28 protein-coding genes are annotated in these 25,146 nt (G+C 64.8%); 15 read left to right on the top strand and 13 right to left on the bottom strand.

Annotated elements, in window-relative coordinates; genetic code table 11:
- Positions 1–26: 26 nt before the first annotated feature.
- Both ACVIIV_RS36235 and ACVIIV_RS36230 read right to left on the bottom strand, forming a co-directional pair.
- Positions 27–431 (bottom strand): DUF4864 domain-containing protein, encoded by a 405-nt coding sequence (locus ACVIIV_RS36235; protein ID WP_456748480.1) that lies wholly within the window; start codon positions 429–431, stop codon positions 27–29.
- A 217-nt stretch (positions 432–648) separates the two neighbouring features.
- On the bottom strand, positions 649–1,224 hold the full coding sequence (locus ACVIIV_RS36230; protein WP_456748479.1) for a 2'-5' RNA ligase family protein: 576 nt from the start codon (positions 1,222–1,224) through the stop codon (positions 649–651).
- A gap of 355 nt (positions 1,225–1,579) precedes the next feature.
- On the opposite strand from ACVIIV_RS36230, the gene ACVIIV_RS36225 reads away from it, so the two are divergent.
- Together ACVIIV_RS36225 and ACVIIV_RS36220 are read left to right on the top strand one after the other, a co-directional pair.
- On the top strand, positions 1,580–1,858 hold the full coding sequence (locus tag ACVIIV_RS36225) for a hypothetical protein (RefSeq protein ID WP_456748478.1): 279 nt from the start codon (positions 1,580–1,582) through the stop codon (positions 1,856–1,858).
- 5 nt (positions 1,859–1,863) lie between these two features.
- The gene (locus ACVIIV_RS36220; RefSeq protein ID WP_456748477.1) at positions 1,864–2,088 is read left to right on the top strand and encodes a hypothetical protein; all 225 of its coding nucleotides are present in this window, start codon (positions 1,864–1,866) and stop codon (positions 2,086–2,088) included.
- A 218-nt stretch (positions 2,089–2,306) separates the two neighbouring features.
- On the opposite strand, the gene ACVIIV_RS36215 is transcribed toward ACVIIV_RS36220, so the two are convergent.
- The gene (locus ACVIIV_RS36215) at positions 2,307–2,693 is read right to left on the bottom strand and encodes a cupin domain-containing protein (RefSeq protein WP_027571792.1); all 387 of its coding nucleotides are present in this window, start codon (positions 2,691–2,693) and stop codon (positions 2,307–2,309) included.
- A 227-nt stretch (positions 2,694–2,920) separates the two neighbouring features.
- Positions 2,921–3,559, bottom strand: coding sequence for a TetR/AcrR family transcriptional regulator (locus ACVIIV_RS36210; protein ID WP_456748476.1), 639 nt, complete (start codon positions 3,557–3,559; stop codon positions 2,921–2,923).
- 252 nt (positions 3,560–3,811) lie between these two features.
- Between ACVIIV_RS36210 and ACVIIV_RS36205 the strand changes: the two genes are divergently transcribed.
- Genes ACVIIV_RS36205 through ACVIIV_RS36195 form a run of 3 tightly spaced genes read left to right on the top strand, consistent with a single transcriptional unit; the run spans position 3,812 to position 7,615 of the window.
- On the top strand, positions 3,812–4,309 hold the full coding sequence (locus ACVIIV_RS36205; RefSeq protein WP_456748475.1) for a (2Fe-2S)-binding protein: 498 nt from the start codon (positions 3,812–3,814) through the stop codon (positions 4,307–4,309).
- Positions 4,306–5,361 carry an FAD binding domain-containing protein gene (locus ACVIIV_RS36200; RefSeq protein WP_456748474.1) on the top strand — a complete coding sequence of 352 codons (1,056 nt, stop codon included), beginning with the start codon at positions 4,306–4,308 and terminating at the stop codon, positions 5,359–5,361. The genes ACVIIV_RS36205 and ACVIIV_RS36200 overlap by 4 nt, the downstream gene beginning before the upstream one ends.
- Complete coding sequence (locus ACVIIV_RS36195) at positions 5,354–7,615, top strand: xanthine dehydrogenase family protein molybdopterin-binding subunit (RefSeq protein WP_456748473.1); 2,262 nt, start codon at positions 5,354–5,356, stop codon at positions 7,613–7,615. Before ACVIIV_RS36200 ends, ACVIIV_RS36195 begins: the two co-directional genes overlap by 8 nt.
- 42 nt (positions 7,616–7,657) lie before the next feature.
- Here ACVIIV_RS36195 and ACVIIV_RS36190 read toward each other — a convergent pair whose 3' ends face one another.
- Entirely contained in the window at positions 7,658–7,810 is a 153-nt protein-coding gene (locus ACVIIV_RS36190; RefSeq protein WP_164937244.1) for a hypothetical protein, read from the bottom strand.
- 199 nt (positions 7,811–8,009) lie between these two features.
- Entirely contained in the window at positions 8,010–8,558 is a 549-nt protein-coding gene (locus tag ACVIIV_RS36185; protein ID WP_018646206.1) for a cupin domain-containing protein, read from the bottom strand.
- A gap of 148 nt (positions 8,559–8,706) precedes the next feature.
- Here ACVIIV_RS36185 and ACVIIV_RS36180 point away from each other — a divergent pair, with 148 nt between their 5' ends.
- Together ACVIIV_RS36180 and ACVIIV_RS36175 are read left to right on the top strand one after the other, a co-directional pair.
- Entirely contained in the window at positions 8,707–10,035 is a 1,329-nt protein-coding gene (locus ACVIIV_RS36180) for an aminotransferase class III-fold pyridoxal phosphate-dependent enzyme (protein ID WP_456748472.1), read from the top strand.
- A 71-nt stretch (positions 10,036–10,106) separates the two neighbouring features.
- Positions 10,107–11,372, top strand: coding sequence for a D-amino acid dehydrogenase (locus tag ACVIIV_RS36175; protein WP_456748471.1), 1,266 nt, complete (start codon positions 10,107–10,109; stop codon positions 11,370–11,372).
- Positions 11,373–11,672: 300 nt separating this feature from the next.
- Here the strand turns inward: ACVIIV_RS36175 and ACVIIV_RS36170 are convergent, their stop codons facing one another.
- Complete coding sequence (locus tag ACVIIV_RS36170) at positions 11,673–12,308, bottom strand: helix-turn-helix domain-containing protein (RefSeq protein WP_456748470.1); 636 nt, start codon at positions 12,306–12,308, stop codon at positions 11,673–11,675.
- 178 nt (positions 12,309–12,486) lie between these two features.
- On the opposite strand from ACVIIV_RS36170, the gene ACVIIV_RS36165 reads away from it, so the two are divergent.
- From ACVIIV_RS36165 to ACVIIV_RS36150, 4 genes are read left to right on the top strand one after another with little or no spacing between them, the layout of a single operon-like run.
- On the top strand, positions 12,487–13,245 hold the full coding sequence (locus tag ACVIIV_RS36165) for an ABC transporter substrate-binding protein (RefSeq protein ID WP_456748469.1): 759 nt from the start codon (positions 12,487–12,489) through the stop codon (positions 13,243–13,245).
- Positions 13,246–13,276: 31 nt separating this feature from the next.
- Positions 13,277–13,930, top strand: coding sequence for an amino acid ABC transporter permease (locus ACVIIV_RS36160; RefSeq protein WP_456748468.1), 654 nt, complete (start codon positions 13,277–13,279; stop codon positions 13,928–13,930).
- On the top strand, positions 13,927–14,658 hold the full coding sequence (locus ACVIIV_RS36155) for an amino acid ABC transporter ATP-binding protein (RefSeq protein WP_456748467.1): 732 nt from the start codon (positions 13,927–13,929) through the stop codon (positions 14,656–14,658). Before ACVIIV_RS36160 ends, ACVIIV_RS36155 begins: the two co-directional genes overlap by 4 nt.
- A 12-nt stretch (positions 14,659–14,670) precedes the next feature.
- Entirely contained in the window at positions 14,671–15,954 is a 1,284-nt protein-coding gene (locus ACVIIV_RS36150) for an NAD(P)/FAD-dependent oxidoreductase (protein ID WP_456748466.1), read from the top strand.
- Between the two features lie 52 nt (positions 15,955–16,006).
- Here the strand turns inward: ACVIIV_RS36150 and ACVIIV_RS36145 are convergent, their stop codons facing one another.
- Positions 16,007–16,342: a hypothetical protein gene (locus ACVIIV_RS36145; protein ID WP_456748465.1), complete on the bottom strand. Its 336-nt coding sequence runs from the start codon at positions 16,340–16,342 to the stop codon at positions 16,007–16,009.
- Between the two features lie 47 nt (positions 16,343–16,389).
- Positions 16,390–17,979 (bottom strand): gamma-glutamyltransferase family protein, encoded by a 1,590-nt coding sequence (locus ACVIIV_RS36140; protein ID WP_456748464.1) that lies wholly within the window; start codon positions 17,977–17,979, stop codon positions 16,390–16,392.
- Positions 17,980–18,107: 128 nt separating this feature from the next.
- On the opposite strand from ACVIIV_RS36140, the gene ACVIIV_RS36135 reads away from it, so the two are divergent.
- A complete protein-coding gene (locus ACVIIV_RS36135; protein WP_456748463.1) occupies positions 18,108–18,881 on the top strand; it encodes an enoyl-CoA hydratase-related protein in 774 nt (257 codons plus the stop codon).
- A 134-nt stretch (positions 18,882–19,015) separates the two neighbouring features.
- On the opposite strand, the gene ACVIIV_RS36130 is transcribed toward ACVIIV_RS36135, so the two are convergent.
- Together ACVIIV_RS36130 and ACVIIV_RS36125 are read right to left on the bottom strand one after the other, a co-directional pair.
- Positions 19,016–19,192 carry a hypothetical protein gene (locus ACVIIV_RS36130; protein ID WP_456748462.1) on the bottom strand — a complete coding sequence of 59 codons (177 nt, stop codon included), beginning with the start codon at positions 19,190–19,192 and terminating at the stop codon, positions 19,016–19,018.
- Positions 19,193–19,201: 9 nt separating this feature from the next.
- The gene (locus tag ACVIIV_RS36125) at positions 19,202–19,435 is read right to left on the bottom strand and encodes a DUF6894 family protein (RefSeq protein ID WP_027571536.1); all 234 of its coding nucleotides are present in this window, start codon (positions 19,433–19,435) and stop codon (positions 19,202–19,204) included.
- Positions 19,436–19,635: 200 nt separating this feature from the next.
- Here ACVIIV_RS36125 and ACVIIV_RS36120 point away from each other — a divergent pair, with 200 nt between their 5' ends.
- The 3 genes from ACVIIV_RS36120 to ACVIIV_RS36110 all read left to right on the top strand — a co-directional run bounded on the left by ACVIIV_RS36120 (position 19,636) and on the right by ACVIIV_RS36110 (position 23,772).
- Positions 19,636–21,723: a PQQ-dependent sugar dehydrogenase gene (locus ACVIIV_RS36120; RefSeq protein ID WP_456748461.1), complete on the top strand. Its 2,088-nt coding sequence runs from the start codon at positions 19,636–19,638 to the stop codon at positions 21,721–21,723.
- Entirely contained in the window at positions 21,680–22,618 is a 939-nt protein-coding gene (locus ACVIIV_RS36115) for an SMP-30/gluconolactonase/LRE family protein (RefSeq protein WP_456748460.1), read from the top strand. Before ACVIIV_RS36120 ends, ACVIIV_RS36115 begins: the two co-directional genes overlap by 44 nt.
- A 128-nt stretch (positions 22,619–22,746) precedes the next feature.
- Positions 22,747–23,772: a histone deacetylase family protein gene (locus ACVIIV_RS36110; protein WP_456748459.1), complete on the top strand. Its 1,026-nt coding sequence runs from the start codon at positions 22,747–22,749 to the stop codon at positions 23,770–23,772.
- Between the two features lie 213 nt (positions 23,773–23,985).
- Here ACVIIV_RS36110 and ACVIIV_RS36105 read toward each other — a convergent pair whose 3' ends face one another.
- Together ACVIIV_RS36105 and ACVIIV_RS36100 are read right to left on the bottom strand one after the other, a co-directional pair.
- Positions 23,986–24,717, bottom strand: coding sequence for a 4'-phosphopantetheinyl transferase family protein (locus ACVIIV_RS36105; protein ID WP_456748458.1), 732 nt, complete (start codon positions 24,715–24,717; stop codon positions 23,986–23,988).
- Between the two features lie 219 nt (positions 24,718–24,936).
- On the bottom strand, positions 24,937–25,110 hold the full coding sequence (locus ACVIIV_RS36100) for a hypothetical protein (RefSeq protein ID WP_456748457.1): 174 nt from the start codon (positions 25,108–25,110) through the stop codon (positions 24,937–24,939).
- Positions 25,111–25,146 lie beyond the last annotated feature (36 nt).

Genomic DNA, 25,146 nt, shown 5'->3' with positions numbered 1-25,146 from the left:
CGCTACACCCTTTTTCGGATCATGCTTTAAACGGCCTGTCCCGCCTTCAGCAGCGAGCAACCGGTGATCTTGTAGCTGCCGTCGCTCTGCTGCTCGAGCGTGTAGAGCGCCTCCCAGGCCTCGCCGTTGGCATCGATGATATGGACGCGCTGGGCGATCCAGCCGCCATCGGTCTTGCTCTCGCCGAATTCAAAACTCCTGTGACGATAGACCGGCGCGTAGCCGTTCTGCACCATGGACATGAAGATGTCGGGTGCGGGAAAGATCTCCTTGATCGCCGGGGCAGCGTAGGAATAGGCCGCCGCCGCATCGTCGCGAACGAAGGCCTGCTCCTGGGCGCGGATGACGCTTTGGGCCGTCGCGACATCGCCGGCAAACGCTGCGTGATGACAGGCAACGATGAGAGCGACCAGCAAGGCTGCGATGCGCATGACAGGCTCCGCGTTGAGATCCCGGCGGAGGTGATCCTAGCACATCTGCGACGCCAAGGGCGTGTACTCAGAAATCACGCGCTTGGTGGGTGCTCCAGATGCCCGCTCATCCCTCAACGGCGGCACAAGCGGCAGACATCGTCTGAAGGTCGCCGATGGGCCATCAGAATAAGCGTCACGGGTTCGCGACCATTGGGCGAGACAGACAATCACTGGCTTATGGAGCGTCCTTCGGCAGTTCCCGCTGCGCAAGGACGCGCACCGGTGGAAAGATGACGCAATCGACCACGTCGAAAACAACTTCAATGCGTCGGTCGAATGACTGCGCAAAGGCGATGGCGTCCTTGCTCTTTCCATCGGCGATGCGTGTGCCAAGAGTGCAATGGGGTGTCCAAGCGCCGGGTCGATAATGAGGTCGGCAATGGGCCGGGTTGATGGCCGCGCTGATTGATGCGTGCCACGTTCCAAGGGTTGAGCTCGCTTCAGGCTCAGCCCATAGCACGAGAGGCGGGCCTACGAACCACCTAATCCGCCTGAAAGCGATGGACAGCTGTGTTCCGCCGGCAGTTGCGCGGAGCATTGCTTCCCACGCGGTCTTCTCGTCGATTGCAGGCGAATCGTAGACCGCGAATGTGAAATGTGGCCGGTAAGCCAGGGCGCGCATCGACGGCTCGTCCTCAAAAGCCGCAACTTGGTCCCACAGTCGTTCGATCTCGCCCGCGGAAGCGTTATCCGCTCGTATATTGATAGCGACCGCCATCGAGGTCCTGCTCAAGCTCAGAAAGTCCGTCATCTTGATCGGCCGGTCGAAGGCCCGCAATGGGTCCAGAAGCTGACTTAATGGTCTGCAAACCCTAATCGTCAGAGAGCTGCCAGCTACGAGCGTCCTCGTGCTACTTTAGCGGGCATGTCGCCTTTCAGCATTCGTTCGACCCTTATGCTCGTCCTCGTCGTCGGGGGCACGTCCAGCATCTACGTGTTCCTCGGCCTCAACCTGATTATGGTACTGATAGCGTTAGGCTTAGCCTGCCTTCTGTACGTTCCGTTCGCCAAGCGCTACCGGTGGGGCAATGAAGGGCGCCTCACGAGGCATCTCAGTCGTCCGCCGTTCGAAGACGAACGACGCAGATCCAATTGATTGTGCTGGAATGGACTGGCTCATCGGCCTTGCATTTCTTGGCTTTTGTTGGTGGCGCTCAGCAAAAGCACGCGAACGAGCTGCTGAACTCGCAGCAACGGGAATTGGGCGCTCACCCTTGTATTGGGTGTCGAACGCGCTGGTTGCTGTCCTGTTGGGCCTCGTGTTGCACATTGCCCACATATACAATCAGTCGCCCGTTCCAGCTTTGCTCTGGCTCGCCGCCCTCGCGATCGTTGTGGCTTTGCTTTTCCTGCGCCGCGCGTTGAAATGGCGCTACCCTGTTTAGTGCCGATGGCCGAAATCATCCTGCGCATAATTGGCGTTTTGATCGAAGGGTTGATCGAAGGTGTGTTCGAAAGCACAGGCCGAAAAGTCCTGTCCTCTTGGGGCATAAAATCAAATCCGTTCGTTGAAGTCCTCATCGGCACATTGTTTTGGGCGGCCGTCTTTCTGTTGTTGGGTGTGCTCATCTTCACGGTCCTTGCTCACTTCCCATCTATGTCAGCTACGGGTTAAGGGCTGACGGTCGGCACGCGGCGTGACAAGGTCAGGAACCAGTCAAAGGCTGCCCTCGGCAGCTCCGCCGCGGCGTTCCGCTCTGCCCTCGGAAGCCGACCGTCCGCGGCCAAGAGGGAAGGTCAGTAACGGGCCAGAACCGGAGATTGCTCCCGATCACTTTCGCTCGGATAGTTGACAGACCGCCAAACGGAAATGATCTCTCTCTTGCAGCCATTCTATTTCGCAGCAGGCTTGTCGTAGAGCGGCTTGCCCTTGTCCACGATGTGCACCGTGAGCAGCTTTACTGTTTTATCGCCGACCACCTTAAATGCGCCATGCGGCACATCGCGGACGTTGATCGCAGCGATGCCGGTCGGGAACGGCACTTGTTTTCCATCGGGAAGTTCGATTGTGCCGCCCTCTAAGACATAGAACGACTCCTCACCATGATGGATGTGGAGGGCCGAGGTGTCGCCCGGCTTAATCTCGGAGATGCTTGTAATGACCTCCATGTTGGTGCCTGAGAGATCCGCTCGCTTTAGCTCCTTGCGAAACGGAGAATCCTGCCCGTTCGCGGGCGCGGACAAAAGAAGTGCAAAAAGCAGTCCCGTTATTGCTTTCATGACAATCCCCAGTTTCCTTGATCAGTGAAAATCACAGATCGGCAGAATTTAACTGCAATCGGTAGCTGCAGCTCAAGATTGATCGTCGCGGCACTGCACCATTAAGGCATTCGGCGAGCCCGTCCGCGTCCGCATTGCTCTGGGTCACAAGCCGCAATGCTCCGGCCGATCAGCAGATTTTCGCTCTGCCCTCAGGAGCCGACATTTCTTTTTATGCGTACACGCCGCTAGTGCTTTCGCTTCGTCGCCGGCTTCGTCGTCTTGGACGAGCGCGCCTTGACCTTGCTGGGCGGCTGCACCCGCAGTCCGTCGACGAACACGTCGAGCATCCGCAGCACCGAGGACTGCCAGCCGGGTTGGTCGTGCATGTAGCACATGCCGACGAGCGCCCTGAGCAGGTCCTCCGGGCTGATATCGGCGCGCATCTGGCCGGCCGCGACCGCGCGGTCGAGCAGCGAGCCGATCGCCTTGGTCAGCCGGTCCATCGAGAACGCCGCGAGCTCCGACGAGCTCTGGAAGGTCAGCGCCAGCGCGGCCGACATGCCTTTCTTGGTGGCGACGAATTCGACGTTGGAGCGCAACCAGCGACGCAGCGCGTCCACGGGGTCCTTGGCGTTCTTCAACTGCTCCGCGAGCTCGCTGAGCTGCTCGACCTCGCGCCGGTACACTGCCTCGAACAGATCCTCGCGCGTCGGAAAATGCCGGTAGAGCGTGCCGATGCCGACGCCGGCCCGCTTCGCCACGGCTTCCAGGCTCGCCTCCGACCCGCCCGCGCTGAACACCACCTTCGCCGCTTCGAGCACGCGCTCGCGATTGCGCACGGCATCGGCGCGGGGCTTGCGGGTCTGGTCGCTGTGGTCGTCCATGGCGCACAATGTAGATCACGAATTGGTTAGATTGAACCCTCGTCGAACCCGTAAGCGGCTGCATCGCGTTGGTGACGCACGGGCTTTTGACGAATTCCAAATATTTCCAGGCGGGCCTTGTTAAACGGAGGGTGCCTCCGTATCTTCGCTCGAGCGCCGGCTACATCGTGTTCGGACGGCGCGCAATCGACGGCGGCCACGGCGGTGGCGCGCCGCGCGATCACTCATGCCCACATCTGATCGGAGCCTTGTATGAACCACTCCATCAGCCTCACCGTGAACGGTGCGCGGCGCGACTTCGTCCTCGACGATCCGCGCGTCACGCTGCTCGATCTCCTGCGTGAGCGCCTCCATCTGACCGGAACCAAGAAGGGATGTGACCGCGGCCAGTGCGGCGCCTGCACCATTCTCGTCGACGGCAAGCGCATCAACTCCTGTCTCGCGCTCGCCATCAGCCACGACGGCGCCGACATCCTCACCATCGAAGGCGTCGCACGCGGCGATCAGCTGCATCCCGTGCAGGCCGCCTTCATCGCCCATGACGGCTTGCAGTGCGGCTTCTGCACGCCCGGCCAGATCATGAGCGCCATCGGCATGATGAGTGAGGCGCAGGCCGGCAACGATCCCGAACGCATCCGCGAATGCATGAGCGGCAATCTCTGCCGCTGCGGCGCTTACGCCGGCATCGTCGATGCGGTGCTGGAAGCGCAGGCCGGCATGGACGAAACCAATCAGAGGCGCTCTGCATGAAACAGTTCGAATATGTCAGGCCGGCGACGGTCACTGAAGCCGTTGCTGCCGCGGCCCACCCGGGCGCGGTCTATCTCGCCGCCGGCACCAATCTGCTCGACCTGATGAAAGGCGGCGTCAGCCGGCCGGATCGTCTCGTCGATGTCACGCATCTCGATGGCCTCGATCAAATCGAGACGCTCGCCGACGGGTCGTTGCGCATCGGTGCGCTGGTGAGCAATGCCGATCTCGCGCATGACGCGGATTTTGCAAAGGCGTATCCAGCCGTCGCCGAAGCGCTGCTCTCCGGAGCGTCGGCTCAATTGCGCAATGCCGCGACCGTCGGCGGCAACCTCTTGCAGCGGACACGCTGTGCGTATTTCTACGACACCGCCAGTCGCTGCAACAAGCGCGAGCCCGGCTCCGGCTGCGACGCCCGCGACGGCGAGAACCGCAGCCATGCCGTGCTCGGCTGGAGCGAGAGCTGCATCGCCACGCATCCGTCCGACTTCTGCGTGCCCCTGGTCGCGCTCGACGGGGTCGTGGAGATCGAGGGCAGGAACGGCCGGCGCGAGATCGCGCTCGACGAGCTGCATCGCCTGCCGGGCAATGCGCCCGAGCGCGAGTCCGCGCTCGAGCCCGGCGATCTCATCGTCGCGGTGCGCCTGCCGCCCGCCGCGCGCGGCTTTGCCGCGCATGCGCGCTACCTCAAGGTTCGCGAGCGCACCTCCTACGCTTTCGCTGTGGTCTCGGCCGCCGCTGCGCTGCGCATCGAGAACGGCAGGATCGCGGAGGCGCGGCTTGCACTCGGTGGCGTCTCCGCAAAGCCCTGGCGCGCCCGCGCCGCAGAGGACGTGCTGAGGAATGTTGCGCCCACGGCCGATGCGTTCCAGGAGGCGGCCTGGCGCGCGCTCGCCGACGCAAAACCGTCCGGCGACAACGCCTTCAAGATCGAGCTCGCGCGCCGCATCGTCGTGCGCGCGCTGCTGCTCGCCGCCGCCGGCACGCCCGCGCGCCTGCCGGCACTGCCGGCCTCTCCCTTTGCCTCGATCTCCGGAGCCATCCATGCCTGAGCTCAACCTCACCAGCGCGCCCGCCCATCTGCGGCACGGCTCGAATATCGGCCGGCCGCTGACCCGCCGTGACGGCATCCTCAAGGTCACGGGGCGGGCGACCTACGCCGCCGACAATCATCCGCCCGGCATGCTGTTTGCGGTGATGGCCGTCTCCAGCATTTCGCACGGCCGCGTAGTCTCGCTTGATGTTGCTGCGGCCAAGCGCCATCCCGGCGTGGTCGACGTCATGACGCCCGACCACAAGCCACCGCTCGCGATCGACCCAGACATCAAGACCAATCCGTTCGTGTTCCGGATGGAGGTGTTGCAGAGCAATGAGGTCCGCTACGCCAATCAGCCGATCGCCGTTGTGATCGCTGAGACGCTGGAGGCCGCGACGGAAGGCGCGGCGCTGCTGGCGCCGCGCTATGAGGTGCTGCCGGCGCTGGTCGGCCTCGATGCCGGCGAAAGCTTCGTGCCGCCGGTCGTCGGTGTCGGCAATCCCGCGGAGCATCACCACGGCGATGTCGAGGCGGGCCTTGCCTCGGCCGAGAAGCAGATCGAGGCGGTTTACGAGACGCCTCCTCAATATCACAACGCGATGGAGCCGCATGCCATCGTCGCCAGCTGGGACGGCGACAATCTGTCGGTCGACATGCCGACCCAGGGCTTGATGCTGTCTTTGGCGCGCATCGCCGAACTGTTCGGCATCACGCACGACAGGATCCACATCCGCAGTCCGTTTCTCGGCGGCGGCTTCGGCTCCAAGGGACTGATGGCCGGCCCGCCGACCCTCGGCATCATGGCCGCCAAGCTGGTCGACAGGCCCGTGAAGCTCGTGCTGCGCCGCGAGCAGATGTACGGCCCGGTCGGCCATCGCGCGCCGACGCGCCAGCGCCTGCGCATCGGCGCCGACGGCGAGGGACGTCTGACTGCGCTCGATCATCACGCCAGAACGGTGTCGAGCACGTTCGATGATTTCTACGAGCCCGCGGCCGATGCTTCGCACACGCTGTATGCGGCGCCCGCGATCCGCAGCTCGCACGATGCCGTGCGCGTCAACACTGGCACGCCGCTGTTCATGCGCGCGCCGGGCGAGGCGACTGGCTCGATCGCGCTCGAGAGTGCGATCGACGAGATGGCCTGGGCCTGCGGCATGGATCCGCTCGCCTTCCGCCTCAAGAACTACGCCGAGGTCGAGCCGATGACGGGAAGACCTTTCTCCTCCAAGGCGCTGCGGGCCTGCTACGAGCAGGGCGCGGCACGCTTCGGCTGGGCCAAGCGTCCGCTTCAGCCGCGGCAGATGCGCGACGATGCCGGCCTCCTGCTCGGCTGGGGCATGGGCACCGCGACCTTCCCGGCGCTGATGTTCCAGGCCGAAGCGCGCGCGGTACTTCGGCGCGACGGCTCCGGCGCCATGGAGATCGGTGCCCACGACATGGGGCAGGGCGCCTGGACGGCGCTGGCGCAGATCGCGGCGGACGAGCTCGGGCTCGATATCGACCGCGTCGAGTTCAAGTCCGGCACGTCCGATCTGCCCGATGCCGGCATCGCGGGCGGCTCGGCGCACACGGCAACTGCAGGCGCTGCGATCCACAGCGCCGGCGCGGCCGTGATCGCTGAGCTCGTCGATCTCGCCACGAACGATGAACGCTCGCCGCTGTTCGGTGCGGGCAATGCCGGCGTGATTGCGCGGGACGGCAGGCTGATCCGTCGCGACGACGAGAGTCGCAGCGAGAGCTACGCTGAGATTCTGGCGCGTGCGGGCGTCGCCGAGGTCGAAGCCCGCGGCACCGGCGCGCCGAACCCTGCGGCGATGGAGCAATATGCCATGCACGCCCACGGCGCGGTGTTCGCGGAGGTGAAGGTCGATCCCGATCTCGGCCAGGTCCGCGTCACCCGCATGGTCGGCGCTTTCGCTGCCGGGCGTATCGTCAATCCCCGCATGGTGCAGAGCCAGCTGTTCGGCGGCATGATCTGGGGCATGTCCTTCGCGCTGCACGAGGAGGCCATCACCGACCGCCGCAGCGGGCGGATCATGAATGCCAATCTGGGCGAGTACCATATCCCCGTGAATGCCGACGTGCCGCCGCTCGACGTGATCACGGTCGAGGAACACGATCCGCATGTGAATGCGCTCGGCATCAAGGGTGTCGGCGAGATCGGCATCACCGGCAGTGCCGGCGCGGTTGCCAACGCCGTCTGGCACGCGACCGGCGTGCGTGTCCGCCGCTTCCCGATCCGGATCGAGGAGCTGCTGACGCAGCGTTGAGGCAGAAGGCGGGGCGAGATCTTCTCGCTCCGCCGCGTCTTGCTAATGCAGCTTCTTGCGCAGCGCCCTGAGCGCCTCGCGCTGCATCTCGATGTAATCGGCGATGGCCTTGCGCAGCTCGCGCGAGTGGAGCTTGTCGGCATCGCGCTGGACTTCGTCGAGCGCCGCTTCTGCATTGGCGAGCGTGATCTTCATCTGCGAGCCCTGTTACGAAGCGGCCCCGGAGTGCCCAAGGAATTCTCACGTGTCCGGGGCCATAACCTCAGCACCTCTACGCCAGGGCTGCTCGGCTACGGCTCGCAATATATAGCGGTGTGGCCCGCGGAAATTGAGATGACTCAAGCCCCGTAAGAAACCGGTGGCTCCGTAGGATCCCGGATAACGCTGACGCGCGTCAGAACGTCGGTGGCGTGCAGGCCGAGATCACCTCGCACGGCTTGCCGCCGACGCATCGGAAGCGATGTGGGCGGCGGCTCTCGAAGTAGTAGGCATCGCCCGGGTTGAGGATGCGGCGCTCGTCCTCGACGGTGACTTCGAGCTTGCCGGATATCACGATGCCGCCTTCCTCGCCGTCATGGACGAGATGCACACGTCCGGTGTCGCTGCCGGGCTCGTAACGCTCCTTCAGGATCTGCAGGCTGCGGCCGAACAGATTGTCGCCGACTTGGCGATACGAGATCGGCTTCTTGCCGACCTCGGTGAGTTCCTCGGCCCGGTAGAAGATCTTGCGCCTGGACTCCGGCTCCAGCGCGAAGAACTCCGCGAGCCCCATCGGGATGCCGTCGAGGATGCGTTTGAGCGCGCCGACCGAGGGGTTCATCTGGTTGGATTCGATCAGCGAGATCGTCGAATTGGTGACCCCGGCGCGCTTGGCGAGCTCGCGCTGCGACAGCTTGTGGCGCGCCCGGATGAATCGCAGCCGTCCACCGATGTCGACGCTCATGCCCAAATCCCGTGTTGCAGGTGTTGCGGATCGCGCAAATATGGACCGGCAGCCCCAGTCAAATCAATGGTTTGCAGGTCGCCAGAAAAGGACTTGTTGCGGTTTCGAAGCCGTGGCTCTGCTAGAGGGTCAGCAAAGGAGCGCGGCCGTGACCCTTCATCAGATTCCGAACACTATCAAGACCGACTCGTTCTGGATGCCGTTCACGGCCAACCGGCAGTTCAAGAAGGCGCCGCGCCTGTTCTCCTCGGCCGAGGGCATGCACTACACCACCGTCGAGGGCCGCAAGGTGATCGACGGCTCCGCCGGCCTGTGGTGCGTCAATGCCGGCCACGGCCGCAAGCAGATCGCTGCCGCCGTCGAGCGGCAGCTGATGACGCTGGACTTCGCGCCCTCGTTCCAGATGGGCCATCCGCTGGCCTTCGACTTCGCCGAGCGGCTCGCCGAGATCGCGCCGAAGGGCCTCGACCGCATCTTCTTCACCAATTCCGGCTCGGAGTCGGTCGATACCGCGCTGAAGATCGCGCTCGCCTATCACCGCGCCAACGGCCAGGCGAGCCGCACCCGCTTGATCGGCCGTGAGCGCGGCTATCACGGCGTCGGCTTCGGCGGCACCTCGGTCGGCGGCATGGTCGCCAACCGCCGCGCCTTCGCAACCCTGCTGCCGGGCGTCGACCACATCCGCCACACCCACGATCTCACCCGCAACGCCTTCGCCAAGGACCAGCCGGAGCATGGCGCCGAGCTCGCCGACGATCTCGAGCGGCTGGTGGCCCTGCACGGCGCCGAGACGATCGCCGCCGTCATCGTCGAGCCGGTGCCGGGTTCGACCGCGGTGCTGCCGCCGCCGAAGGGCTATCTCCAGCGTCTGCGCGAGATCTGCGACAAGCACGGCATTCTCCTGATCTTCGACGAGGTCATCACCGGCTTCGGCCGCCTCGGCACGCCGTTCGCCGCCAATTTCTTCGGCGTCACGCCTGATATGATGACGACGGCCAAGGGCATCACCAACGGCACCATTCCCTGCGGCGCGGTGTTCGCGCATCGCAAGGTGCACGACGCCATGATGATCGGCCCGGAAAACGTCATGGAGCTGTTCCACGGCTACACCTATTCGGCGCATCCGACCGCCTGCGCCGCGGGCATCGCGACGCTCGACATCTACAAGGACGAGGGCTTGCTGACGCGCGGTGCCTCGATCGCCGAATATTGGCGCGATGCGCTGCACTCGCTGAAGGGCCTGCCCAACGTCATCGACATCCGCAATTGCGGCTTGATGGGTGCGGTCGAGCTGTCGCCGCGTGACGGTGCGGTCGGTGCGCGTGGCTACGACGTGATGGTCGACTGCTTCAATCGCGGGCTGTACTTCCGCATGAGCGGCGACTCCTTTGCGCTGTCGCCCCCGCTCATCGTCGAGAAGAGCCACATCGACGACATCGTGTCGATCCTGGGTGACGCCATCAAGCGGGTGGCCTGATAATTGCTCTCGCCGTTGCGAGTTTGTTTCCTGGCAGCGGCGAGCGCGATGCCGCGGGAGTTTGACGAAGCGTGAAAGTTCTGATCCTCGGCAGCGGTGTCATCGGTGTCACCTCTGCCTATTACCTCGCTCGTGCCGGTCATGAGGTGACGGTCGTCGACCGTCAGCCGGAGCCGGCCCTGGAGACCTCTTTCGCCAATGCCGGCGAGGTGTCGCCCGGCTATTCCTCCCCCTGGGCCGGTCCCGGCGTGCCGGTGAAGGCGGTCAAGTGGCTGTTGATGAAACACGGCCCGCTGGTGATCCGGCCGAAGCTCGATCCGGTGATGTGGGTCTGGCTGCTCAAGATGCTGCGCAACTGCACCAGCGAACGCTACGCGGTCAACAAGAGCCGGATGATTCCGATCGCGGAATACAGCCGCGATGCCTTGCGCGATCTGCGCCGCGACATCGGCATCCAGTATGACGAGCGCTCGCAAGGCACGCTGCAGCTTTTTCGGCAGCAGGCCCAGCTCGACGGCACGGCCGAGGACATCGCCGTGCTCAAGCAATACGGCGTTCCTTTCGAGCTGCTGAACCGCGAGGGCTGCATCGCGGTCGAGCCGGCGCTCGGCAGCGTGAAGGAGAAGTTCATCGGCGGGCTCCGCCTGCCGCAGGACGAGACCGGCGACTGCCACATGTTCACGCAGGCGCTCGCCAAGCATGCCCAGGCGCTCGGCGTGCGCTTCATGTTCAACACCGGCATCGATCGCATCGTCACCGACGGCGCGCGGGTCAGCGGTGTCGCGACCAGCGCCGGCCTGTTGCAGGCGGACGCTTACGTGCTCGCGCTCGGCAGCTGGTCGCCGCGGCTGGTGGCGCCGCTCGGCATTTCGCTGCCGGTCTATCCGGTGAAGGGCTATTCGATCACGGTGCCGATCAAGGACGCCTCCGGTGCGCCGGAATCGACCGTGATGGACGAGAGCTACAAGGTCGCGATCACCCGCCTCGGCAATCGCATCCGGGTCGGCGGCACCGCCGAAATCTCGGGCTATTCGGACAAGCTCTACGATGCCCGCCGCGCCACGCTCGATCATTCCTTGACCGACCTCTTCCCGCGCGGCGGCGATCTCGCCAAGGCGACGTTCTGGAGCGGCCTGCGTCCGATGACGCCGGACGGCCCGCCCGTGATCGGCCCGACCCACTACGCCAACCTCCACCTCAACACCGGCCACGGCACGCTCGGCTGGACCATGTCCTGCGGCTCGGGGCGCGTGCTCGCGGACATGCTGTCGGGCAAGAAGCCGGAGATCGACGTGAGTGCGCTGACCGTGGAGCGGTACAAGCACCGGTTTGGGTAAAGCTCTATCCTTTTCGTCATTGCGAGCGTAGCGAAGCAATCCAGTATCCCTCCGCGGAGACAGTCTGGATTGCTTCGCTGCGCTCGCAATGACGATGCAGAGGCAGCGCGCCCTTTATCTATCACCGTCACCCTGAGGTGTGAGCTGCGCGGCGCAACGCGCCGTGCGGCGAGCCTCGAAGGGCGACGGCCCGGCTCCATCGGGGCCGTGCATCCTTCGAGGCTCCCCGTGGGACGCGTTGCGTCCCACGCCTCGCACCTCAGGATGACGGATTGAGAGTGTGTGAGGAAGGAGGGAGGTTTACGCCCCCGTCACGCAATTTACCCACAGCACCACGGCTTTCGCATCCTGCGCCGGGTTCGAAAACCGGTGTGGCCTTCGGCTCGCAAATCTAAAACTGTCGCCCGTCTTCAGCGACCACGTCTCGCTGTCCACCGTCAGCATCATCTCGCCTTCGAGCACGAGGCCGGCTTCTTCGCCGTCATGGGTGTAGAGCTCATCGCCGGTGGAGCCGCCGGGCTCCAGATGCACCAGGAACAGATTGAGCTTGTTGTCGGCGCTGGCCGGACTCAGCAATTGTTTCGAAACGCCCGTGCGCCAGAGCTTCAGCTCCGGCCGTTGCAAGCCGCGCGTCACCACCTGGTCGGATCCGCCGTCGGCGCTCGGGCTCGCACCGAACAGCGCGGCGATGCCGACGCCGAGCACGTCGGCGAGCGTTGCCAGCACGCGCAGCGACGGCGACGACAGCCCGCGCTCGATCTGGCTGAGGAAGCCGATCGACAGCTCCGTGCGCGCCGCAACCGTCTCCAGCGAGAATTGCCTGACCCGCCTGAGATCCCTGATGCGGCGGCCGACCGCGACGTCCATCGCCGGCTCGGTCGGCTTAGCTTTGGCTTTCACCTTCCTGGCCGGCTTTGCGGCGGCCGGTTTGCGCATTCTTTTGCCACCGCTCACGTCAGACCGCTTCCTTCATGTGCATGAAAACCGCTTGCATCGTCCGCGAAAGTGTGACCAAATTTTCATATTGGTGAAAATAGGCCGAAACGGCTCGGCCCGCAACGTCTGATCACGACATGCGCGAGCGCCGTCACGGCCAGACCCAAAGGGGGATGCGATGAAGCGTTTTGTTCAGGCCGCAGTTGCGGTGCTCGCCATTGCCACAGCAGTGCCGGCTTCGGCGCAACAGGTGCTGAAGGTCGGCTCGACGCCGACGGGCATTCCCTTCACCTTCCTCGACACCAAGACCAACACCATCCAGGGCATCATGGTCGACCTCATCACCGAGGTCGGCAAGGATGCCGGCTTCAATGTGCAGATCGAGCCGATGCAGTTCTCGGCGCTGATCCCCTCGCTGACCTCGAGCAAGATCGACATCATTGCCGCTGCGATGTTCATCACGCCGCCGCGCAAGGAGGTCGTCGACTTCTCCGACCCGATCTACACCTACGGCGAGGGCCTCGTGGTGCCGAAGACCGACACCAAGGCTTACGCCACGCAGGACGATCTCAAGGGCGAGACGGTCGGCGCCCAGGTCGGCACCGCCTTCGTCGACGCGCTGAAGAAAACCGGTCTGTTCGCCGAGGTGAAGGCCTACGACACCATCCCGGACATCCTGCGCGACGTGAACACCGGCCGCCTCAAGGCCGGCTACGCCGACTATCCGATCCTCGCCTACAATCTGAAGCAGGGCGGCTTCCCCGAGGTGCGCCTGGTCGACGGCTACAAGCCGGTCACGGTCGGCTCGGTCGGCATCGGCGTTCGCAAGGGCGAGACCGCGCTGCTCGGCAAGATCAACGCCTCGCTGGCGAAACTGAAAGCCAACGGCACCATCGACAAGATCCTGGATAAATGGGGCCTGAAGGCACAGGGTTGATCGTCAGCGTCTGATCGATGAAGGCTGCCCGATGAAAGGCTTCTGGCGCGACGCCGTCGAGTTCTTCCCGATCCTGATGAACGGCGTCGCGCTGACGATCGTCGTCACGATCGGTTCGCTGCTGCTCTCGACGGTGCTCGGCCTCGTCTGGGCGATGATGCGGGTCTCCGGCATCAAGGCGCTGTCGATGCTCAGCGCCAGCCTGATCAATGTGATCCGCGGCATCCCGATCATCGTGCTGTTGTTCTACCTTTACTTCGTGATGCCCGATCTCGGCGTTACGCTATCGGCCTTGCAGGCCGCGATCCTCGGGCTTGGCATCGCCTATTCGGCCTATCAGGCGGAGAATTTCCGCGCCGGCATCGAGGCGATCGACAGGGGCCAGATCGAGGCGGCGCAGTCGATCGGCATGGGCTGGTGGCTCACCATGCGCCGCGTGGTGCTGCCGCAGGCGGTGCGCATCGTGCTGCCGCCCTACGGCAACGTCATGATCATGATGCTGAAAGATTCCTCGCAGGCCTCCACCATCACGGTGGCCGAGCTCGCATTGCAGGGCAAGCTGATCGCGTCCTCGACCTTCAAGAACACCAGCGTGTTCACCCTGGTTGCGCTGATGTATCTCACCATGAGCATTCCGCTGATCCTGCTGGTCCGTCACTTCGAGAAGCGGGCCGGCAAGCGATGATCGAGCTGAACGACGTCCACAAGAGCTTTGGCAAGGTCGAGGTGCTCAAGGGCATCAATGCGTCGGTGCAAAAGGGCGAGGTGGTCTGCATCATCGGACCCTCCGGCTCCGGCAAGTCGACCATCCTGCGCTGTATCAACGGGCTGGAGAGCTATGACCGCGGCGAGATCAGCGTCGAAGGCTTGAAGGTTGATCGCGATGCGCCGTCGATCGTGAACATCCGCACCCAAGTCTCGATGGTGTTCCAACGCTTCAACCTGTTCCCGCATCGGACGGCGCTGGAGAACGTGATTGAGGGGCCGCTCTTCGTGAAGAAGGAGCCGCGAGCCCGGGTGCTCGAGCGCGGCCGCGCGCTGCTCGCCCAGGTCGGGCTTGCCGAGAAGGCCGACGCGCATCCGCCGCAGCTCTCCGGCGGCCAGCAGCAGCGCGTCGCCATTGCGCGCGCGCTCGCGATGCAGCCCAAGGCGATCCTATTCGACGAGCCGACCTCGGCGCTCGATCCCGAGCTGGTCGGCGACGTCCTCGGCGTCATGCGCAAGCTCGCCGACGACGGCATGACCATGGTCGTCGTCACCCACGAGATGGGCTTTGCCCGCGATGTCGCCGACCGCGTGCTGTTCATCGACGGTGGCGTCATCGTCGAGCAGGGGCCGGCCAAGGCGCTGCTCAACCAGCCCCAGCACCCGCGCACGCAGGACTTCTTGCGCCGCGTGCTGCACCCGCTCTGACCGGTCTTCGCCATGACGCGCCTGCCTTTGCCGCCCTCGCTCTATGCCGACACCGCCGTGGCGCCGGTTGCCACGCCGCCGCTCGATGTCGACAAGAGCGTCTCCGTCGCGATCGTCGGCGGCGGCTACACCGGCCTATCGACCGCGCTGCATTTGGCCGAGCAAGGCGTCGAGGCGCTGGTGCTGGAGGCGCAGGAGCCGGGATGGGGCGCATCCGGCAACAATGGTGGCCACACCAATCCCGGATTGAAGCACGACCCCGATCAGATCGAGGCCGATTTCGGCGCGGAGCTCGGCCGCCGCATGATCGAGTTCTCCTACGGCACGACCAATTTCACGCATGACCTGATCCGTCGATACCAGATTCCCTGCGAGGCGCGGCAGAACGGCACGCTGCGCGCGGCTTACAATGAGACCAGCGCCGCCGCGATCGAGAAGACCGCGCAGCAATGCATCCGCCGCGGCATGCCGGTGACCTATCTGAACCGCGAGCAGCTCCGCGAGATGACCGGCACCGACCGCTACATCGGCGCCATGCTCGATACCCGCGGCGGCGATCTGCATCCCCTGAGCTACGCCCGTGGCCTTGCGCGCGCCGCGATCTCCGCGGGCGCGAAGGTCCATGGCGAGACGCCGGCATTGTCGCTACGCCGCGACGGCACGCGCTGGCGCATCGAGACGCCGCGCGCGGTCGTGCATGCGGAGAAAGTGCTGCTTGCGACCAACGGCTTCACCGACGATCTCTGGCCCGCGCTCCGCCGCACCATCGTGCCGGTGTTTTCCTCGATCGCCGCCACTGCGCCGCTGCCGGACGACGTTGCACGCTCCATCATGCCGACGCGCCCGGTGCTCTACGAGAGCGGCCACATCACCGTCTACTATCGCATCGACCAGCAGAACCGTCTGTTGATGGGCGGACGCGGCCCGATGCGCTGGATCAAGTCGCCGCATGACGTCGCCTATCTCATGCGTTATGCGGAGCGGCTCTGGCCGCAGCTCAAGGGCGTTGCCTGGACCCACGGCTGGAACAGCCGGCTCGCCATCACCAAGGACCATTATCCCCACGTGCACGAGCCCGCCGAGAGCATTTTGATCTCGCTCGGCTGCAACGGCCGCGGCGTTGCGCTCTCGACCGCGATGGGCGCGCAGCTCGCCCGCCGCCTGATCGGCGGCGCCAAGGCCGAGATCGACATGCCGATCACGGGCATCAAGCCGATCCCGATGCACGCATTCTGGCCGATCGGCGTGACGACCGCCGTGATCGCGGGCCGCGTGCGGGACCGGCTCGGCATATGAAAAGGCGCCGCCGGGTTTCAGGCGGCGCCTTCCAAGGATTGGCAGCTGGGTCTCAGCAGCGGCCCTGTTTCCACAGCCCGGGCGGGCAGCCGTAACCGCGCCAGCCGACCTTGCGCCCATGGTGCCATCCCGGCGGCGTGCCATGGTAATGATGGCCCATCTTATGACCATGACCATGGCCATGACCGCCCCCATGGCCACCCTTGGCCAGTGCAGGGCTTGTCAATGTGAAGCCGGCCGCAATGATCAGCGACGCGGCGAGCGCAAGTTTCTTCATCATGTCCTCCACTGGGGCGAGCGCACTTGTCCGTTCAATGAACGAACCCCGGGTGGGTAAGTTGCCCGCGAATGTGGAGGAGTCGTGACGCTCGCGCAGATGCGTAATCACGCGTTGGCTCAACGCGCGCTGGCATCACCTTGCATCGATGCGTCCGCTCAGCCTTCCGCGACCGCGTCGGCCCACGGCTGGAAGATCTCGACCGCGCCAAAATTCGTGTCGCCCTCGCGCATCACCACGCTCGGGCAAGCGAATTTCTGCGGCAACGTCTGCACCCGGCTTTCCTCGTAGTCGAAGCGGGCGGCCAGCGCCTTGCGTGCTTCCTCTGGAAGTCGGGCGTCTCCGATCACGATCGCGCCTTCGCTGGCGTCGATGCGCGGCTGATGGATGGCGGCGTTGAGGTCCATGCCGTAATCCATCGCGAAGGAGACGAGCTGCATCACCGAGGGTAGAATGCGGCGTCCGCCGGAGGCGCCGACGGCGAGGCGCTTGCCGTCCTTGGTCTCGGCGATGACAGGCGTGTAGTTGCAAAGGCAGCGCTTGCCGGGTGCGAGCGAGTTGGTGGTACCCGGCGTCGGATCGAACCACATGATGCCGTTGTTCATGGCGATACCGGTGTGCGGCGTCACATATTTCGAGCCGAAGGACGAGAGCAGAGTCTGCGTCACCGCCGCGATGTTGCCGTGACGGTCGACGACGGAGAAATGCGTCGTGCAGGCGGGTGCCAGATATTCCGCGCCGAGCGAGCGCTTGCCGTCGGCATCGCCCATGTCCTTGAGCCGCTCGCGGAAGGCCGCTTGCAAGGCAAGCGCATACTCGACATAGGCGGCGGCATCCGGCGCGCCTGCGGGCGCCAAGCTCTGCTGCAACAGGCGCAGCGCATGCGCCATCGTCGGCCCCGCCGTGAGCTCCGGCGTCGCGAGCACCTTGCCGCCGCGATAGGGGATCGCCAGCGGTTCGCGCAGGTGGCTACGGAACGCAGCGAGATCCTCCACCGATAGCGAGCCGCCGTCCGCCTTGATGTCGGAGGCGATGCTCCTGGCGAGATCGCCCTGGTAAAAGTCGCGCGGGCCGGCCTCGGCGAGATGTGACAGCGTAGCCTTCAGGGTGTCCTGCGGCAGCCGTGTTTCGGACTTGATGCCCCATGGCGCGCTCGGCGGCAGTCCGTCCTTCAGGAACGCGGCCGCGCTTGCGGGATAGCGCCTGAGATCGGCCGCCGAGCCCGAGACCGTCAGCGTGGTCCACCAGTCGACCAGCAGGCCTTCGCCGGCGAGCACGGCGGACGGCGCGACCAGATCCTTCCACGGCATTTTGGCGTAGCGGCGATGCGCTTCTTCCATTCCGGCGACGACGCCGGGTACGGCAATGGAGCCGGGACCATGGATGTTGCGATCATCCTTCACCCGCGGCCAGGGAAACAGGTCGGAGGCGGCGCCTTCGCCGCTGAGCGGATAGTCGGCCACGCGCAGGCTCTGCGGCGCGCACATGCCGTAGTCGATCACCTCGTAGCGATTTTCCTTCGCGCGGTAGAGCACCATCGCACCGCCGCCGCCGATACCGCTATTCCAGGGCTCCAGCACGTTCAGGGCAAACGTGGTCGCGACGATCGCGTCCACGCAGTCGCCGCCCACGGCAAGCACCTGCGCCCCGACTTCGGCAGCCCGCCGCGATTGCGAGGCGACGATGCCGCCATTCGATTTGACGGCGGGCTTGCGGACGGTTTGGTTGAGGCTGAATTGGTGAGGCATGATGTCGTCTTGATGTTTGCGGTCTGTTGTCTTGGCTGCGCTGCGTTGACGTCGAGGCTCCGCAATTGGCGAAGCCCGCGGACAATGGCACATTGCGGCCAACGAGAACATCGAAAGGAAGGCGCGACATGGCTGGTGTGAAACAGGCGCGGGATGGCGCGGTTGGAATCTTGACTCTCGATGAGCCCGCGAGCCTGAATGCGATGACGCCGGACCTGCTCGGCGCACTTGCCGCCGCTGTCGCCGAGATGACGCAGGACGAAGACATCCGAGCCCTGATCCTCACCGGCGCCGGTCGCGGTTTTTGCTCGGGACAGAATTTGAAGGCATCGGCAGCACTCGGCGAGGACATCGCGGCCGGCGTGATGCGTTTCTACTGGCCCGCCTTCAAGGCCTTGCGCGAGTGCCGCGTGCCCGTGGTCGTCGCCGTCAATGGGGTGGCGGCCGGCGGCGGCTTCAGCCTCGCCATGGCCGGCGACATCATTGTTGCGGCGCGGTCGGCGAACTTCATCCAGGTGTTCAGCCGCATCGCGCTGGTGCCAGATCTCGGCTCGACCTGGCTGCTGCCGCGGCTGATCGGCCGGCAGCGCGCGCTCGAGCTGATGCTGATCAACGAGCCGCTGACGGCGGAACGCGCGCAGGAGATCGGCCTGGTGCGGCAGGTCGTCGACGACGAGAAGCTGATGGGGGAGGCGTTGGTGCTGGCGCGCCGCCTGGCGGAGGGCCCGACGCGCGCTTTGGTCGCAACCCGCGCGCTGGTCGAGGAGAGCGAGCATTCGACCTACGAGGTGCAGTTTCGCCGCGAGATCGAGCTCCAGGCCACGATCCGCAAGAGCGCGGACGCCATCGAAGGCCGCAACGCCTTCATCGAGAAGCGCAAGGCGAGGTTTACGGGGAGGTGAGGTGCGGGGCTGCTCCCCAATCTCGTCATGCCCGGGCTTGACCCGGGCATCCACGTCTTTGCATCCCCAGAACGTGGATGGCCGGGACAAGCCCGGCCGTGACGAAAAATACAGATGTGTGAAAAAGCGCCTGCTCAGCGCATGCGATCCAGCCGGCTGGCCTGATATTTGGCGTGCCATTTCGGGCCAGGTCCGCGCATGTAATGCAGCTCGGGGCGGTAGGGGTTGCCCGCGACGCGGATCAGCGTCTGCCATTTGGTGGCGACGAAGCTGAGGGGCTGGCGGAGCAGGCTCAAGGAAGCGAGCAACATGGCATCACCTCAATGCGGCTTGCCGAGCATGGCGGTGAAGGGGAGATCGAAAATCTCCTCGCCATCGTCATCGCTGACATGGATCACCCAGTCGCGCCAGTCTTCGGCACCGGGCGTCTGGATCATCGAGTTCATGATCTGGGTGGCGCGGTCGCGCGCCTCGGTCAGATTGGCGACGGCGGCGCCGTAGCGGTCGATCAGTGTGCCCTCGGTGTTGGAGCAGTGAAAATAGACCTGGACCATAAGCGCCTCCTGTAGAAAGCGATTGGGACGGCAAATCGATACCACCCCAAGCATTCGCGAAACATTCGGGTCGAGCCCGGTAAGGGAATTTACGGAGATTGGTCGGCACCAAGGTCGTTATAGGTTTAATCACAGACGGGTGATGACTGGACGGGGCCCAGGCGGCATGAAACAACGTCCGCGGGAAGTCGGGAGCGACCGTGAACCAGTTCACATTCGAGAGTGGACGGCGAAATCTGAGCTTGCTTGCAGCGGTCGTCCTTGCAGCGGTTTTGGCCGCCGCGCTGCTCGGCGTCGCCCCGGCCTCGTCCGAACCGGTCAGGAAGAGCGGCTACGCGATCGGCACGGAATCCTGCGGCAGCGGCGATCTCGCCTTCCCCAGGATCCAGATCGACATGAAGGCGGGCTTCTGCGCCGGCCTCGTCGCCAGCGAGGAGGACCGCCTCAAATTCCCGCGCTCGATCGTCAAGGTGCCCGGCCGCGATCTGTTCGTCGTCGCCGACATGGGCGGCTGGGGCCACACCGATGGCCGGCTGCTGCTGCTCGATCCGCATGCCCCCCGGGGGCAACGCTTCAAGGAGCTGCTGAGGGGACTCGAATATCCGTTCGGCCTCGTCATCGGCCCGGACAGGAAGCTCTATGCCTCGACCGCGGAGGCGATCTTCCGGTTCGATCCGCTCGACGACAATCCACGGAGCACGGTCGAGACCATCATCCGCCGCATGCCCGGGCGCCGGATCACGCGGCCGGATGGCACGAGGCTCGATGAGAGCGCCCACCCGCTCAAGCAGTTCGTGTTCGACAGGAACGGGCGGCTGTTCGTCAATGTCGGCTCCCACAGCGACGACTGCATCACGCCGGCGCCGATCACAAAACCCTGCGCGGCGGCCGAGGGCGCGTCCGCGCTGGCATCGATCTGGCTGTTCACGCCATCAGCAGGCGGTGTCTTTCCGGCATTGAAGCCTGGCGATCCCGACCCGCCGCACACCGTCTATGCGCGCGGTCTGCGCAATTCGATGGCGCTGGCGCTGCATCCGATGTTTCCGGATGCCGGCTACGCCTTCCTGCAAGCCGAGAACGCCCGTGACCTGCCCGATATCTTCAAGCCGAACGAGGAGATCAACGCGATCCAGCAGGGCAGGCACTACGGCTGGCCCTATTGCTACGACCTGTCGACGCCGAGCCCCGAATTCAGGCTCGTGCTGCAGTCGGGAATCTACAAGTCGCTCTGCACGGCCAATGCGCTGTACAAGCCGCCGCTCTCGCTGATGCCGCCGCACGGCGCGCCGCTCGCGATGCTGTATTATCACGGCGGGAAATTCCCGGAGCTTGAGGGCAAGTTGCTGGTGGGCCTGCACGGCTATCGGCCGACCGGCAGCCGTGTCCTCGTCTACGATGTCGACGATCACGGCTTTCCAAAGCCGAGCGCTCCGCCGGTGCGATATCACGTCAGCTGCGCGGCCGATCCGAGGCGCGGTTTCCAGACCGACGCCGGCGAGGTCGCCGCCGCGCCGTTCGAGGAGCTGATTGCAGGCTGGCACCGCGTCAACGGTGCGCGGCCGCAAGGTGCGCCCGTCGGCATGACGGTTGCCGAAGACGGCGCGATCTGGCTGGTCGAGGACAAGAACAAGACCGTGATCCGCATCGATCGCGCCGCGGGCGATGCGCCGGCGCCGCTTCCTTGCGATGCGCGCAGCCAGGCCATGATCGAGCAGCTCGCAGCCTTTGTCGCCAGGGATGCGCAGAACAGCGCCCGGCTGACGACGCTGCGCAAGGGCCTCGTCGAGAAGCATTGCGTCGGCTGTCATTCCGATTTCGGTCTGAAACCAGGCCAATCGGAGGCGGAGAAGGACGGAGCCGTGCTCCGTTTCATGCTGTCGCAGGACGGCTGGATCTATCCCGGTGATCCCGACGCCGGCAAGCTGCGCACGCGGCTGCGCGGTCTCGGTGCGGAGAAGCTGATGCCGCCAGGTGGCGAGAGCCTGCCAAAGACCGAGCCCGGCTACAAGCGTCTGCTGGATGCGGCGGATCTGCTCGTTGCGAAGATGGTTCCGGGCACGCGGATGCGGATCAAGCCCGGCCCGCCGCAGCGCAAATTCTACGGCAGGACCAACAGGGAATGCGGCGAAATACCGGCCGCCAAGGTCGTTGTCGTGACACAAAGGAGCGCTGTAGACAGACCCGGCTTCAGCCGATTCTTCCGGCCAGCCGATCCCTATCTGAACGGCGAGTGCTCCGACGGCGATGGCTATTACATCCGGCAGGAATTTCTGGTGCCTGTGCAGTAGCATTTTGCTCGTCGCGACGCTGCCGGCCGCTGCCGAGACCAGGCTGTTCGAAAGCGTGCAGGTAACGCCCGCCGGCGAATACACGTTCGGCATCGAAGGGCCTGCCGCCGATCTCGACGGCAACCTCTTCGTGGTCAATCTCGGCAAGCCCGGCACCATCGGCAGGCTGCCCGCGGGCGGCGCAGCCTCGGAGCTGTTCACGACGCTTCCCGAAGGCAGCGTTGGCAATGCGATCCGTTTCGATCGCAGCGGCACCATGTTCATCGCCGATTACAAGAAGCACAACATCTTCGCGATTGCGAAGGGCGCGCCTGTGCCCGCCGTCTGGTTTCACTCCGACGAGATGAACCAGCCCAACGACATCACGATCGCGCGCGACGGCACGATCTATGCGAGCGATCCGAACTGGAAGGGCAGGCAAGGCCACATCTGGCGCATCGCGAAGGCGGCCGACGGCACGGTGCAGGGGCAGATCATGCCGGCGCCGCGTGCGATGGGCACCACCAATGGCATCGATCTCAGCCCTGACGGCAAGACGCTCTATGTCGGCGAATCCAGCAGCGGCCAAATCTGGTCCTATGCGATCAGCGGCAACGAGCTGACGGCTGCAAAGCTCGTCAAATCGTTTCAACCCGACACCATCGACGGCCTGCGCACCGACGTTGCCGGCCGTCTCTATGTTGCGCGCATTCTCAAGGGCACGATCGCGCTGATGAAGCCCACTGGCGCCGTCGAGCGGGAGATCGCGCTGAGGGCTAAGGAGCCGACCAACCTCGCCTTCGGCGGCAGCGACGGCAAGACCGTCTTCGTCACCCAGCGCCAGGGTGGCTTCATCGAATCCTTCCGCACCGACCAGCAGGGCCGCGAGCACTGCCTCCAGCGCGGGCGCTGCTGAGCTTCGCGAGCGGTCTGCTCTCGGCGCAGGGCAGCGCGACGAGGGGCGGCATTCTTCTTGCTTGCATCTGGCGGCCGCGGCGATCAAGACTCTGCGGCACGTCCAGTAGCGACCCACGGAGTGTTTGAGTGAAAGCCGTCCATACCGAACTGCACCGCAGCCACGATCCGCAATTCTTCCTGGTGCGCGGTGTCGTCAAGCGCACCACCGAGCAGCCCGAGCGCGCCGACCGCCTGCTCAAGGGATTGCGGGATGGCAAGCACCAGCTGGTCGAGCCGACCAAGTTCGGGCAGGGGCCTCGCGCACGCATCCACAGTCCGGAATACCTGTCGTTCCTGAGCGAAGCCTGGGACGCCTGGACCGCGCTCGGCGATTCCGGCCCGGAGATGATCGGCAACATCCATCCCGTGCGCCATGCCGCAACCTATCCCACCCACATCGTCGGCAAGCTCGGCTGGCACACCGCCGATACCGCAGCGCCAATCGGCCCCGGCACCTGGGCTGCCGCCTGCGCCGCGACCGACGTTGCGGTGACCGCCGCGCAGATGGTGATGGATGGCGAGAACGCGACCTATGCGCTCTGCCGTCCGCCCGGCCATCACGCCTATCGCGACATGGCCGGCGGCTTCTGCTTCCTCAACAACAGCGCCATCGCCGCGGCGCATCTGCGGCAGAAGCACGAGCGCGTCGTGATCCTCGACGTCGATGTCCATCACGGCAACGGCACGCAAGGCATCTTCTATGCCCGGCCCGACGTCTACACGATCTCGATCCATGCCGATCCCGTCGCGTACTATCCCTACGTGTGGGGCTATGCGCATGAGCGCGGCGAAGGACCGGGCCTAGGCACTAATCTCAACATTCCGCTTCCCATCGGCACTGGCGATGACGGCTACATCCAGGCGCTGGATCTCGCGCGCAAGGCGATCGAATCCTTCGCGCCCGGCGCCCTCGTCATCGCACTCGGCCTTGATGCCTCCGAGCACGATCCGCTGAAGGGCCTTGCCGTCACCACGCCAGGCTTCCGCCGCATCGGCCAAGCCATCGCGAAGATGGGCCTGCCGACCGTGTTCGTGCAGGAAGGCGGTTATCTCTCGGACATCCTCGGCGCGAATTTGACTTCGGTGCTGGCCGGATTCGAAGAGGCGCGGTGATGCTTACCTCTCCCCGCTTGCGGGGAGAGGTCGGAATTTGCGCAGCAAATTCCGGGTGAGGGGGTACAGGTCTCGCGGCGATTTCCCGTGCGGAGAGAGGCCCCTCACCCCGACCCTCTCCCCGTAAGAAACGGGGAGAGGGAGAAGAAGCCGCGTCGCTCGCGACTCAAAACATCCCACTTCGCGCACGCGCCTTGCAGACACGCGGCGACGTCATTCAGCCGCTTCCCGGAGCGGCCAGGCATGGCGGCTGATGGGAAGGCCGCCGTCCGCACGGGAGCCATCGGCGATCGCGAGGCGATGCGAGGGCGACGGCGAGCACAGCGAGAAGCGCCAGCCGTCCGGATCGTCGACGATGTCGGGCTTGAAGCTGATCTCGATGGCCTCGCGTGACACCTGCATCGCGAAGGCGTCGAGCGGCAAATTGAGCCCGAAGCCCCTGGCCTTCAGATAGGCCTCCTTGAGCGTCCAATAGTCGAAGAAGCGCTCGATCGCCGCGGGCTCCGGCAGTCCGCGCAGCGTTTCGACCTCCTCCGGCGCAAAGAAGCGATGCGCGGTGGACAGCGGGGCGACACGCCGTGACACGGTTTCGACGTCGACCCCGACGGCCTCATGCCGCGACACGACGCAGGCGACGCAGCCGTCGGCATGCGACAGGCTGAAATGCAGCGCGGTCGAGGTGACGGGCGCTGCGACGAACGGTCGCCCATAGCGGCCCGCGCCGAACGACCAGTCGGAGGGCGCGACGTTGGAGGCGACCTGCGACAGCGCCAGGCGCAACATGGCATGTGCGAAGATGTACTGCCGCCGATGCCGCTCGAACATGAAGCGATCGGCCCGGGCCCGTTCGTCGACCGAGAGCAGACGTCGGCACGCCTCGACTGCGCCCGGCGCGTCGATGGTCTCGATCAGCCCGACAAAGAGTTCAATTCTGTCGTGTGCCATCAATTGGGCCCATGGCGTCAGGCGAGGCCAAATCCCCGGTCCCGACGGAAGAATCAGCTGAGCAAGAAGCAACCAAGTGGACCATTTCCTAATGGTCCACCCGGGCGAATTCTTGTCGATTTGCAGGCCGGTTTACAGACGCAAGCTTGTGCGAGACCCCAACTCGACGAGCGAGCGGCCGCTCTGCGAAGACTCGTACGGCGTCTCCGACCGACGAATTTACTTCTTCTTCTTGGACTTCTTCTTCTTGGACGCGCGCAGAGCTTTTAGGCTGTCTTCGACATCCTTCAGCTCGTCCTTGAGTTTCTGCTTCTCGAAATTGAGCAGGTCCTGCAGCGCCTTGCGGTCCTCCTCGCTGAGCGAGGTCTTCTTCGTAAATTTGATGAAACCCATAACACTCCCCCGGTTGAAAATAATCGTCCAAATCAA

It is taken from the genome of Bradyrhizobium sp. USDA 4354, from assembly GCF_054060315.1.
Note: the sequence above shows the minus strand (reverse complement) of the source record. Positions and strands in the feature narration are given on the sequence as shown.

Coding starts and splice junctions, on each gene's coding strand:
- ACVIIV_RS36150 (WP_456748466.1), top strand. CDS start 14,671: ATGACGCGCCTGCCTTTGCCGCCCTCGCTCTATGCCGACACCGCCGTG.
- ACVIIV_RS36100 (WP_456748457.1), bottom strand. CDS start 25,110: ATGGGTTTCATCAAATTTACGAAGAAGACCTCGCTCAGCGAGGAGGAC.
- ACVIIV_RS36125 (WP_027571536.1), bottom strand. CDS start 19,435: ATGGTCCAGGTCTATTTTCACTGCTCCAACACCGAGGGCACACTGATC.
- ACVIIV_RS36105 (WP_456748458.1), bottom strand. CDS start 24,717: ATGGCACACGACAGAATTGAACTCTTTGTCGGGCTGATCGAGACCATC.
- ACVIIV_RS36185 (WP_018646206.1), bottom strand. CDS start 8,558: ATGAGCGTCGACATCGGTGGACGGCTGCGATTCATCCGGGCGCGCCAC.
- ACVIIV_RS36205 (WP_456748475.1), top strand. CDS start 3,812: ATGAACCACTCCATCAGCCTCACCGTGAACGGTGCGCGGCGCGACTTC.
- ACVIIV_RS36165 (WP_456748469.1), top strand. CDS start 12,487: ATGAAGCGTTTTGTTCAGGCCGCAGTTGCGGTGCTCGCCATTGCCACA.
- ACVIIV_RS36225 (WP_456748478.1), top strand. CDS start 1,580: ATGGACTGGCTCATCGGCCTTGCATTTCTTGGCTTTTGTTGGTGGCGC.
- ACVIIV_RS36115 (WP_456748460.1), top strand. CDS start 21,680: ATGGCTATTACATCCGGCAGGAATTTCTGGTGCCTGTGCAGTAGCATT.
- ACVIIV_RS36215 (WP_027571792.1), bottom strand. CDS start 2,693: ATGAAAGCAATAACGGGACTGCTTTTTGCACTTCTTTTGTCCGCGCCC.
- ACVIIV_RS36130 (WP_456748462.1), bottom strand. CDS start 19,192: ATGTTGCTCGCTTCCTTGAGCCTGCTCCGCCAGCCCCTCAGCTTCGTC.
- ACVIIV_RS36200 (WP_456748474.1), top strand. CDS start 4,306: ATGAAACAGTTCGAATATGTCAGGCCGGCGACGGTCACTGAAGCCGTT.
- ACVIIV_RS36170 (WP_456748470.1), bottom strand. CDS start 12,308: ATGCGCAAACCGGCCGCCGCAAAGCCGGCCAGGAAGGTGAAAGCCAAA.
- ACVIIV_RS36195 (WP_456748473.1), top strand. CDS start 5,354: ATGCCTGAGCTCAACCTCACCAGCGCGCCCGCCCATCTGCGGCACGGC.
- ACVIIV_RS36230 (WP_456748479.1), bottom strand. CDS start 1,224: ATGACGGACTTTCTGAGCTTGAGCAGGACCTCGATGGCGGTCGCTATC.
- ACVIIV_RS36235 (WP_456748480.1), bottom strand. CDS start 431: ATGCGCATCGCAGCCTTGCTGGTCGCTCTCATCGTTGCCTGTCATCAC.
- ACVIIV_RS36220 (WP_456748477.1), top strand. CDS start 1,864: ATGGCCGAAATCATCCTGCGCATAATTGGCGTTTTGATCGAAGGGTTG.
- ACVIIV_RS36155 (WP_456748467.1), top strand. CDS start 13,927: ATGATCGAGCTGAACGACGTCCACAAGAGCTTTGGCAAGGTCGAGGTG.
- ACVIIV_RS36160 (WP_456748468.1), top strand. CDS start 13,277: ATGAAAGGCTTCTGGCGCGACGCCGTCGAGTTCTTCCCGATCCTGATG.
- ACVIIV_RS36140 (WP_456748464.1), bottom strand. CDS start 17,979: ATGCCTCACCAATTCAGCCTCAACCAAACCGTCCGCAAGCCCGCCGTC.
- ACVIIV_RS36135 (WP_456748463.1), top strand. CDS start 18,108: ATGGCTGGTGTGAAACAGGCGCGGGATGGCGCGGTTGGAATCTTGACT.
- ACVIIV_RS36190 (WP_164937244.1), bottom strand. CDS start 7,810: ATGAAGATCACGCTCGCCAATGCAGAAGCGGCGCTCGACGAAGTCCAG.
- ACVIIV_RS36210 (WP_456748476.1), bottom strand. CDS start 3,559: ATGGACGACCACAGCGACCAGACCCGCAAGCCCCGCGCCGATGCCGTG.